The organism is Desulfovibrio sp. 1188_IL3213 (assembly GCF_036763145.1).
GTDB lineage: Bacteria > Desulfobacterota > Desulfovibrionia > Desulfovibrionales > Desulfovibrionaceae > Desulfovibrio.
In genome coordinates this window covers 1-11,495 of record NZ_JBAIYR010000042.1, presented here as the reverse complement: position 1 = coordinate 11,495, position 11,495 = coordinate 1, and the positions used below count along the sequence as shown (strand labels likewise).

Sequence of the window (11,495 nt, the reverse complement as noted above, 5' to 3'; positions counted from 1 at the left end):
GCCCCGTGGGCCGAATGTTCCGCGCTGGCGGCAATTTCTCCGGCGGCGGCGGCAAGCTGCTCCAGATCATCAAGGCTGCTGCGCATGAGATTGTGCTGGTCTTCGCTGCCCCTGTAGACGGTTTCCACGCGCTGGGCCAGGGTGGCGGAGTGGTCGGCCAGATCTGCGGCAATCACATCGGCCTGAGTGGCGATGGCGTTCATATTGCCCAGCAGGCCGGCTATGCGCGCCTCTTTTTCTTCGGCATCCCTGAGAGATTTTTGGGCGTGCTCGGCACTGGCCTGTGCTTCCTGGGACTTCTTTTCGTTCTCGGCCAGCTTGAGCTTGAGGTTGTCCAGCAGGGAACCCAATGCCCGCGACAGCGCGCCTATTTCATCCAGGCGCTGCAAACGCAGGTTCACATCCAGGTTGCCCGCCACCACTTCGGCCGACTTGTTCACAAGCCCGCGCAACGGATTGCGGATGGAGCGCGTAATAGCCACGCCGGAAATAACCATGCCCGCCAGTACGGCCAGCAGCAGGGCAATAACCACGTATTCTTCGCGCGCCATTATCTGCTTGTAGCTTTCCCTGTCAGCTTCGGCGGCGTGCAGCATCATTTTGCGCAACTGCCCAAGGGCCTCCACAACCGCCGCCGACTTGACCAGCGTAACGTCATTAAAATGCGCCCTGGCCCCTTGCAGGTCACCGGCCTGCACAAGGCGCTCGATATCCAGAGCGCTGCGGTGCAGGTCCAGGTGGGCGGCTTCCATATTTTTAAAATAGCTGGAAGTGCCGGGCAAAATGGCTTCCACCTCTTCACGGCCGCCATTATAAAACCATTGCCCGAAAAGGCATTTGTGGCCGTCTTTCTGCACTTCAAGCTTGCCGTCCGCGGACGGCATGGCGACAAAGCTGCCAACCCGCTCCTTCCAGTGCAGGTGATCGGCCTCACGCATGGCAAAAACCAGGGCGTTGCTCTGTTTTTGCAGCGCGCTGTCAGCCATGGTCATGACCTGGTTGGACGCATACCAGGCAACCACGGCAAAGCAGATCATGCCCAGCAGGCTGATGCCGAAGCCAAAACACAACTTCTTCCCGATGGAAAGATTTTTCCAGAACATGATTCCTCCCGGGAATCTTAACGACATATAAACACAGGCAATACAGCCAGTTTTACGCTCATTGCCGAAACACGGGCGGCAAAAATCCATCACCGGCAAAGCCGGCCTGCCAATAAAGGAGCATGGCGCGATGAACGCCCTGCCCTTGTTCCTGCCCGCAGCGTTGCTGCGCAGGTCATCAGTTACTATTTGTAAAATGACCCCTACGGGGAGGACAGGTTATTGTCAAGCCACAAAGGCCCCGCAATCGGTATCAATTACGCACACCTTGTCGCGACTCTTCGGCGTCCTGCCCCATAACCGGCAGAAATAACTGCCATCACACACGCACGCTCATTTTTTTGCCACAATTACCGCAAGGTGCGTGCAGGGGCTGCAATGAACAAGGATGTGTGTTACGGTGCATACCGCAAACCGGGCCGACACGGTTCGCAGGTGTGCTGCACGCCGGGCATGCGAAAATGACAGCGATGGAGCCGCCGCGTTTTCCGCATTTTTTTCGGCAGAAAAAACGGTTTCTCCCGCAGCATTTCGTGATGTACCGGGAATATCTGGTAAAATATTTCTTCTGATCTGCGGGAAAAAAATTTGCAGCCGGGCCGTATTTAACTGTTCAAACAACCAGCTTTGTGTTAAGGCTTTTTTGCAACGAAAAATCGCGGCTCCAGATGCCGCCTCCTGAGCATCCACAGTATTCTTTTATGGACGCCCATGACCTGATGCGGTAAATTTTTATCCAAACGCTTTCTTCAGCGTAAACCTTATGTTCCCTGAGCACGTCGCGCCCGCACCGCTTTTTTGTGCGGGACCTACCCGGCCGAACCGGCCACGAAGAAATTTGGAAATACTATTGTGCGCCCCAGAGCGCCAAGGAGGAACAGATGGCTCACATGAAAACCATGGACGGCAATAACGCGACCACGCATATTGCCTACGCTCTGTCGGAAACGGCGGCTATTTACCCCATCACGCCTTCGTCCGTCATGGGCGAAGTGATGGACCAGATGGCTGCCAAGGGCATGAAAAACCTGCTCGGCCAGAAAGTGATCGTGCGTGAAATGCAGTCCGAAGCCGGCGCCGCAGGCGCTGTGCACGGCATGCTTTCCGCCGGCGCGCTGACCTCTACCTACACGGCTTCTCAGGGCCTGCTCCTGATGATCCCCAACATGTACAAAATCGCCGGTGAACTGCTCCCCGGTGTTTTTCACGTGTCGGCCCGCGCCCTGGCCTCGCATGCCCTGTCCATTTTCGGCGACCATCAGGACGTCATGGCCGCCCGCCAGACGGGCTTTTGCTTCCTCGCTTCGGCCTCTGTGCAGGAGTGCATGGACCTGGCCCTGGTGTCCCACCTTTCGGCCATCGACTCAAGCCTGCCCTTCTGCCATTTCTTCGACGGCTTCCGCACCTCGCATGAAGTGCAGAAAATCGAAGTCATCGACTACGAAGACATCCGCGGCCTGGTGAACTGGGACAAGGTGGACGAATTCCGCGCCACCGCCATGAACCCCGAGCATCCGCACATTCGCGGCACCGCCCAGAACCCCGACATTTACTTCCAGAACCGCGAAGCCTCCAACCTCTTCTACGACGCCGTACCCGGCATCGTGCTTGAAAACATGAAGAAGGTGGAGTCCATCACCGGCCGCAAGTACCGCCTGTTCGACTATGTGGGCCACCCCGAAGCCGACCGCATCATCGTTTCCATGGGTTCCTCCTGTGAAGTGGCCGAAGAAACGGTCAACTACCTGAACAGCCAGGGCCAGCGCGTGGGCCTTGTGAAAGTGCGCCTGTATCGCCCGTTCTCCGCCGAGCACATGCTGCGCGCCCTGCCCGCCACCACCACCTGCATCACCGTGCTTGACCGCACCAAGGAAAGCGGCGCCCTGGGCGACCCCCTGTATCAGGACGTGTGCACCGCCTTCCTTGAAAAGGGCGAAGCTCCCACCATCGTGGCCGGTCGCTACGGCCTCGGCTCCAAGGACTTCACCCCCGGCATGGCCAAGGCCGTGTATGACAACATGCTGGCCCTGCAGCCCAAGAACCACTTCACCGTGGGCATCACCGACGACGTGACCAATCTTTCCCTTGAAGTGGAAGAAGAAATCGACACCGTGCCCGCCGGCACCGTGCAGTGCAAGTTCTTCGGCCTCGGCGCCGACGGAACCGTGGGCGCCAACAAGCAGGCCATCAAGATCATCGGCGACAACACCGATCTCTACGCTCAGGCGTACTTTGCCTATGACTCCAAGAAGTCCGGCGGCTTCACCGTGTCGCATCTGCGCTTCGGCAAGGCCCCCATCACTTCGTCCTACCTCATCACCAGCGCCGACTACGTTGCCTGTCACAAGTCGGCCTATGTGACCCAGTACGACATTCTTGAAGGCATCAAGGAAGGCGGCACCTTTGTGCTGAACTCCAACTGGTCGCTGGCTGACCTCGAAAAGCACCTGCCCGCCTCCATGAAGCGCGTTATCGCCCGCAAAAAGCTCAAGTTCTACAACGTGGACGCCGTGAAGGTGGCCCAGGAAGTGGGCCTTGGCGGCCGCATCAACATGATCATGCAGACCGCCTTCTTCAAGCTGGCCAACGTGCTTGACTTTGACAAGGCCGTGGCCCTGCTCAAAGAATCCATCAAGAAGACCTACGGCAGCAAGGGCGACAAGATCGTCAACATGAACATCGCCGCCGTGGACAAGGGCATGGACGCCCTGGAAGAAATCAAATACCCCGCCTCCTGGGCCACTGCCACCGAAGGCGCCGAAGTGTGCCACTGCGATGATGACGACTACATCCGCAGCGTGGTGCGTCCCATCCTGGCCCAGCAGGGCGACAAGCTGCCCGTGTCCGCCATGGACCCGGCCGGTTTCATGCCCCTCGGCACCGCCGCCTGCGAAAAGCGCGGCGTAGCCATTGCCATTCCCGAATGGCAGGTGGAAAACTGCATCCAGTGCTGCCAGTGCTCTTTCGTGTGCCCCCACGCCGCCATCCGCCCCGTGCTGGCTACCGAGGAAGAGCTTGAAGGCGCCCCGGCCGCCTTTGCCACCAAGGACGCCATGGGCAAAGAGCTCAAGGGCCTCAAGTTCCGCATTCAGGTCTACCCTGAAGACTGCCTGGGCTGCGGCTCCTGCGCCGATGTCTGCCCGGCCAAGAACAAGGCCCTGATCATGAAGCCCCTTGAAACCCAGATGGACGAGCAGAAGGCCAACCTGGCCTTTGCGGAAGCCAATGTGAGCCTCAAGGACAAACTGCTGGCCCGCGACACCGTGAAGGGTTCGCAGCTGCAGCAGCCCCTGCATGAATTCTCCGGCGCCTGCGCCGGTTGCGGCGAAACCCCCTATGTCAAGGTGCTCACCCAGCTCTTTGGCGAACGCATGATCGTCGCCAACGCCACGGGCTGCTCCTCCATCTGGGGCGCTTCTTCGCCCACCACGCCGTACTGCACCAACAAGGACGGCTTTGGCCCGGCCTGGGGCAACTCCCTGTTTGAAGACGCCGCCGAATACGGCTGCGGCATGGGCCTTGCGTATGACCAGCGCCGCAACCTGCTGGCCATGAAGATCGAAGAAGCCCTGAAGGAAGAGAACATTCCCTCCGAACTCAAGGAAGCCATGGAAGGCTGGCTTGCCAACAAGGAAGACGCCGAAGGCTCCCGCAAGTACGGCGACATGGTGCTTGCCAACCTTGATTCCTTTGAAAGCCCGCTGGCCCACGAAATCTGGCACATGGACGACCTCTTCACCAAGAAGAGCGTGTGGATCTTCGGCGGCGACGGCTGGGGCTACGACATCGGTTACGGCGGTCTTGACCACGTGCTGGCCACTGGCGACGACATCAACATCCTGCTGATGGACACCGAAGTGTACTCCAACACCGGCGGCCAGTCCTCCAAGGCTACGCCGCTTGGCGCTGTGGCCCAGTTTGCGGCCGCCGGCAAGCGCACCGGCAAAAAAGACCTTGGCCGCATGGCCATGACCTACGGCTATGTGTACGTGGCCTCCATCGCCATGGGCGCCGACAAGCAGCAGACCCTCAAGGCCTTCCGCGAAGCCGAAGCCTACAAAGGCCCCTCGCTTATCATCGCCTACGCTCCCTGCATCAACCAGGGCCTGCGCAAGGGCATGGGCAAGAGCCAGGAAGAATCCAAGCTGGCCGTGCAGACCGGCTACTGGCCCCTGTACCGCTACCATCCCGAGCTTGCCAAGGAAAAGAAAAACCCCTTCCAGCTCGACTGCAAGGCTCCCAGCGTGGACATTCAGGAATTCCTGGGCGGCGAAACCCGCTTTGCCTCGCTGGAAAAAACCAACCCCGAAGCTTCCAAGCAACTGCGCGCGGACCTGGCTGCTGCCTACGCCGAGCGCTACGCTCTGCTGAAGCAGCTGGCCGACCTCCCCTACCCGGACGCCAGCGAAGTCAAGTAGGGAACTGACGAATGAATGCCGCGCCCGCCACCAGGCAAGCCTCCCCTCCGGGGGCTTCAGGCGGCGGGCGCGGTTGTTGCCGTATAACTGAGGCCGGGGCGCGGGTGAAGGCCCGCGCCCTTTTCGCGTTATCCTGCCAGCCTGCCCGGAAAAAATCAGGGGAAGCTTATGTACAACGGACTTTATATCACGGCCACCGGCCCGATGACGGGCAAAAGCGCCATTGCCCTGGGAGCCATGCAGCTGCTCAGCCGCAGCATGCGCAAGGTGGCTTTTTTCCGTCCCATCATCAACGAACCGCTATGGGACGACCGTGACCCCGACATCAACCTGATGCTTGAATACTTCAAGATCAATATCGACTACAGCGACACCTTTGCCTACACCCAGCGCGAGGCGCGCCAGATCATCAATCAGGGTTCGCGCAACCTGCTCATTGAAAACATCATCCAGAAATATAAAAAACTGCTGGAAACGTATGATTTCGTGCTGTGCGTGGGTTCGGACTTTCTGGGCAAGGACCCTGTCTTCGAATTCGAGCTGAATGCCGAAATCGCCGCCAACCTGGGTACTCCCGTCATTCTTGTGACCAGCGGGCAAAAATCCACGGCCGAAGACATCCGCGAATCTCTCCAGATCACCATGGACAGTCTGGCCCCCTATTCCCTGGACGTGGTGGCGACCATCATCAACCGCCGCAACCTCACCCAGACGGAACTTGACGAACTGCGCGCCCATTTCAGCACCGAAGACCGCAAGGCCCTCATCTACGCCGTCCCCAACGAGCCTATCATCGGCCAGCCCACCATGGGCGATGTGAAAAAGGGACTGGACGCCGAAGTGCTTTTTGGCGAAGACCGCCTGGACGCCCTGGTGGACGACTACCTTATCGCGGCCATGCATGTAAACAACGTGCTGCACTATATCGCCAAAGACCAGCTTATCGTCACCCCCGGCGACCGCGCCGACGTGCTGCTGGCCGCCATTGCCTCGCGCCTGTCCTCTTCCACGCCGGACATCGCCGGCGTGCTGCTGACCGGCGGCATTCGGCCCGCCCATGAAGTGTGCGAATTCATTCAGGGCTGGACGGCCTCTCCCCTGCCCATCCTGCTGACAAAAGGCCACACCTACAATACCATGCTGGCCCTGCAGGAACTTATCGCTCCCATTGAGCCGGGCAACCTGCGCAAAATCAACACAGTGCTGGGCCTTTTTGAACAGCACGTCAACGGCAAGGACATTGCCAACCGCATCGTGAGCAAGCGCAGTTCGCGCATCACGCCCATGATGTTTGAATTCGAGCTGATCGAGCGGGCCAAGGCCAACAAGATGCGCATCGTGCTGGCCGAAGGCACTGAAGAACGCATTCTGCAGGCCACCGACATTCTGTTGCGCCGCGGCGTGGCCGAAATCACCCTTCTGGGCAATGTGGACGAAATACGCTCCAAGGCCAGCACTCTCGGCCTGGACCTGGAAAGGGCCACCCTTATCGACCCCGTCAATTCGCCCAAGTTTGAAGAATACGCCAACACCTATTACGAACTGCGCAAAAAGAAGGGCATTACGCCGGAGCAGGCCCGCGACACAATGGCCGATTCGACCTATTACGCCACCATGATGGTCAAGCTGGACGATGCCGACGGCATGGTTTCCGGCGCTATCAATACCACGGCCCACACCATTCGCCCGGCTTTTGAATTTGTGAAGACCAAGCCCGGCTTCTCGGTGGTGTCTTCGGTCTTTCTCATGTGCCTCAAGGACCGTGTGCTGGTTTTCGGCGACTGCGCCGTCAACCCCAACCCCACGGCACAGCAGCTTGCAGAAATCGCCATCGCTTCGGCCCATACGGCCGAAGTTTTCGGCATTGAGCCGCGCGTGGCAATGCTTTCATACTCCACCGGCACGTCCGGCAAGGGCGCGGACGTGGACATTGTTGTGGAAGCCACAAAGATCGCCAAAGAAATGGCCCCCAGTCTGGCCCTCGAAGGCCCCCTGCAGTACGATGCCGCCATTGACCCCAGCGTTGCCAAGACAAAAATGCCCGACAGCAAGGTGGCCGGCAAGGCCACGGTCTTCATCTTCCCTGACCTGAACACGGGCAACAACACTTACAAGGCCGTGCAGCGGGCCGCGGGCGCCGTGGCAATCGGGCCGGTGCTTCAGGGGCTGAACAAGCCCGTCAACGACCTGTCGCGCGGCTGCACGGTTCCCGATATCGTGAACACCGTTGCCATCACGGCGGTTCAGGCTGCGGCGGAAAAGGCCGCCGGACGCTAGAGCAGATTAACTTTGAGAATATACATTCTCAAAGTTTAAGGCACGCTCGCTTCAGCGTTTAACCGCGCAAGTAAATTGCGCTTGCATCTTTGCGGCGGGCGACTGCGCGGGCAAACGTCAGCCACCGAGGGGGGGCGTCTGCCTGGACCGTTGCCCATAAGGCTGAGGGCCTACGCCGGAGCCAAAAAACAGTTATCCCGGGGAGGGGAAGCCCCTCCCCCGCATTTCGTCAACAAGGAAAGGAAGACACATGAAAATCCTGGTCATCAACGCGGGCTCCTCGTCCTGCAAGTACCAACTGCTGGAAATGGACACCCACGCCGTTCTCTGCTCCGGCCTTGCCGAACGCATCGGACAGGACGAAGGCCGTCTGACCCACAAGATCGCCCCCGATACGGACAAAGAAGAAAAAATCGTCCAGACCGCGCACTTTCCCACCCATGTGCAGGCGATGGAAATGGTCATCGCCCTGCTCACCGACGCAGCAAAAGGCGTCATCAAGGACAAGAGCGAAATTGCGGGCATCGGCCACCGCGTGCTGCACGGCGGTGAAGCCGTCAGCGACCCCGTGCTGGTGGACGAGCGCGTGAAAAACATCGTGCGTGAATGCGCCGTGCTTGGCCCCCTGCACAACCCCGCCAACCTTATGGGCATTGAAGTGGCTGAAAAGCTCTTCCCCGGTGTGCCCAACGTGGCGGTGTTTGATACGGAATTCGGCATGGGCATGCCCAGGGAAGCCTTCATGTACGCCCTGCCCTACGATCTGTATGAAGATCTGCGCATCCGCCGTTACGGCTTCCACGGCACTTCGCACAAGTACATCGCGGGCGCTACCGCCAAGTACCTCGGCAAGCCCCTGAACGAACTGCGCTCCATCACCATGCACCTTGGCAACGGCTCGTCCATGAGCTGCGTGCGCGACGGCAAATGCTTTGACACCAGCATGGGCCTGACCCCCCTTGAAGGTCTCATCATGGGAACCCGTTGCGGCAGCATCGACCCCGCCATTGTGCCTTTTGTCATGGAAAAGAAGGGCCTTTCCCCCGAGCAGGTGGACACCCTGATGAACAAGCAGTCCGGGCTGCTGGGCCTGTGCGGCCACACCGACATGCGCGACGTGCATGCCGAGGTGGAAAAGGGCAACGAACGTGCCGCCCTGGCGCTCAAGATGCTGGTCCGCAGCATCAAGAAAACCCTTGGCTCTTACTACTTCCTGCTGGACGGCAAGGTGGACGCCCTGGTCTTTACCGCCGGCATCGGCGAAAATGACGACATCGTGCGCGCCCAGGTGTGCGCCGGGCTTGAAAACCTCGGCATCAAGATAGACGCCAGGGAAAACGGAACCCGCAAAGCAGGCGCGCGCGCCATCTCCACGCCCGACAGCTCCATACCCGTGCTCATCATTCCCACCAATGAAGAACTTCAGATCGCCATGGCTACGGTGGAAGTGCTGGGCAAATAAGCCTGCCGCGCCGTAGCCGGCATCCGCGCCGGAATAAGCAGAAGGCCGCTTCAAGGAAGCGGCCTTCTGCTTTCAGGGCCTGTCAAAACAAAGCCGCCCGGTCACGGCTGTTGCGGCAAATTCCCGAAAAGCTTGCCCACCGGTGGCTTTGCCCTGTAAGATTACCCGTTGTCCGCATGTTCTGCGGGCAAGCAAAAGGCCGCCTTCTTTTCCCCTGCCCCGGCGCACTGGTGTTTGACACACGCCAGAAGGCCATGCAGGTCGCCGCAGCCCCGGACGGCCGCAAGCCAAGGCCCTTTATTTGCCTGCCGAGCGCCGCCGGTATACAAGATTTTGGAGAACACAGGGCAAGCCCACACACCTGCGGAGAACCAGTTGAGCCAGTTACAGAGTGATTTTTCCATCACGGCCGTGATCGCGGGTTTTTTGGCGGTCATCGTATCCTATGCCGGTTCCGCCGTGCTTATTTTTCAGGCCGCGCACCTGGCGGGCCTGTCCGACGAACTGACCACATCCTGGATATGGGCGGTATCCGTAGGCAGCGGGCTTACGGGCCTGCTGCTGAGCTGGAAGATGCGCATCCCCGTCATTACCGCATGGTCGACACCGGGCGCGGCCCTGCTGGTATCCATGCTGCCCGGCGTGCCTTTTGCCGAGGCCGTGGGCGCGTATCTGGCAAGCGCGGCCATCATAACCGTCATCGGCATGACCGGTTCGCTGGACATCATCATGCGGCGCATCCCCATTGCCGTCAGCTCAGGCATGTTTGCGGGCATCCTGTTCAGCTTCGGGACAAAAATCTTCACGTCCATACAGGCCGCCCCGCTGCTGGGCCTGAGCATGCTTGGCTGTTTTATCCTGTTCAGGCGGCTGTGTCCGCGCTATGCCGTTGCCGCCGTGCTGGCGCTTGGCGTCGCCATTGCATGGCTCAGCGGCATGATGCATTTCGAGGCCATCCGCTTTTCACTGGCAAAGCCGGTATTCACCGTCCCCCAATGGTCTGCCGCCACCATCATCAGCATCGGCCTGCCGCTGGCCCTGGTGACACTGACGGGCCAGTACATATCGGGTATGGCCGTTTTGCACGCCTCGGGCTATCCGGTGGCGTCCAACGGCATCATGACCGTGACCGGGCTGGCTTCGCTGCTGTTCGCCCCTTTCGGCTCCCACGCCATCAACCTGTCATCCCTGACGGCGGCCATCTGCACTGGCAAGGAGTCGCATGAAAATCCCTCGCGGCGTTATGTGGCAGGTCTGGCCTGTGGCGGGCTGTACGTGCTCATCGGCCTGTGCGGAACCACGCTCACCGCACTTTTCGCGGCCCTGCCCCCGGTGTTTATCGCCGCACTGGCAGGTCTGGCGCTCCTGAGCGCCTTTACCACGGGCTTTTACGGCATCTTCAGAGACAGCGACCATATGGAAGCCGGAATCATAGCTTTTCTCGCCACGGCCTCGGGCATGGAACTGCTCGGACTGGGCGCGCCCTTCTGGGGTCTGGCTTTCGGGGCCGTGGCCTGCCTCATTTTAAAAAAATAGATATCTTATATAATTGCGACACTAAACAAGCGTACATATAGTATTGCGCCGGCTGCCGCATGAAGACCCTTTACCCAAACAACGCAGATACATAATCGGACAAATATTCTCCCCTCCCAAACAATACGGAGTGCCATGCTCCAGAATCACAACAATTCAATATTACTAAATAAAAATCAGATCTTCGGTCTGCTTGCCCTTGTGTTGTTTTTTGTCACGCACAATATTTCTTCTGTTTTCTATCAGATACGCGGCGTCGCGCCCGAGCAGTTTGCCCTGTCTGTCATCGCTTATTATATGGGACTGCTCTGCTCCGCTCTGGCGCTGGACGCGCTGGAACAGCGCACGGCGTGCAGCGCAACGGCCCGTAGTCTTTTGCGCGTCGGCGTGCAGGGCTATGCGGGCAAAAGAGAAGGCGTGACCGGCAGTTTACAGGCGAAGTGGGAGTTTTAGACAGTGTCGTCACGAGCGCCTTTCCCGGTATCTCTGCGTCGAACTTCGCCTTTTATTCCGGTCGAGTGCCATAAGAGTACACTCCCTGCATAAAAGGCTCGTTCTCCTTGATATACCACGGAAATTCATCTCGTGACGACACTGTCTGGAGCAGATTAACTTTGAGAATATACATTCTCAAAGTTTAAGGCACGCTCACTTCGGCGTTTAACCGCGCAGATAAACTGCGCTTACGCCTCCGTAGCG

7 protein-coding genes are annotated in these 11,495 nt (G+C 59.1%); 5 read left to right on the top strand and 2 right to left on the bottom strand.

The genetic code is table 11. From position 1 onward, the window contains the following. Positions 1-1,103, bottom strand: a 1,103-nt coding sequence (locus V6C16_RS03900) for a CZB domain-containing protein (protein ID WP_333542787.1), incomplete at its 3' end; no start/stop codon positions are given. Positions 1,104-1,436: 333 nt separating this feature from the next. Continuing rightward, entirely contained in the window at positions 1,437-1,793 is a 357-nt protein-coding gene (locus tag V6C16_RS03895) for a hypothetical protein (protein ID WP_333534699.1), read from the bottom strand. Positions 1,794-1,984: 191 nt separating this feature from the next. Here V6C16_RS03895 and nifJ point away from each other — a divergent pair, with 191 nt between their 5' ends. From nifJ to V6C16_RS03870, 5 genes are all read left to right on the top strand, one after another. Further along, positions 1,985-5,521, top strand: a complete 3,537-nt coding sequence (gene nifJ / locus V6C16_RS03890; RefSeq protein ID WP_333542786.1) for a pyruvate:ferredoxin (flavodoxin) oxidoreductase — start codon at positions 1,985-1,987, stop codon at positions 5,519-5,521. 168 nt (positions 5,522-5,689) lie between these two features. After that, a complete protein-coding gene (gene pta / locus V6C16_RS03885) occupies positions 5,690-7,798 on the top strand; it encodes a phosphate acetyltransferase (RefSeq protein WP_333534657.1) in 2,109 nt (702 codons plus the stop codon). 250 nt (positions 7,799-8,048) lie between these two features. Next, a complete protein-coding gene (locus tag V6C16_RS03880) occupies positions 8,049-9,260 on the top strand; it encodes an acetate kinase (protein ID WP_333534655.1) in 1,212 nt (403 codons plus the stop codon). Positions 9,261-9,635: 375 nt separating this feature from the next. After that, positions 9,636-10,796 carry a benzoate/H(+) symporter BenE family transporter gene (locus tag V6C16_RS03875; protein ID WP_333534654.1) on the top strand — a complete coding sequence of 387 codons (1,161 nt, stop codon included), beginning with the start codon at positions 9,636-9,638 and terminating at the stop codon, positions 10,794-10,796. 135 nt (positions 10,797-10,931) lie between these two features. After that, positions 10,932-11,249: a hypothetical protein gene (locus tag V6C16_RS03870; protein ID WP_333534653.1), complete on the top strand. Its 318-nt coding sequence runs from the start codon at positions 10,932-10,934 to the stop codon at positions 11,247-11,249. Positions 11,250-11,495: the final 246 nt, after the last annotated feature.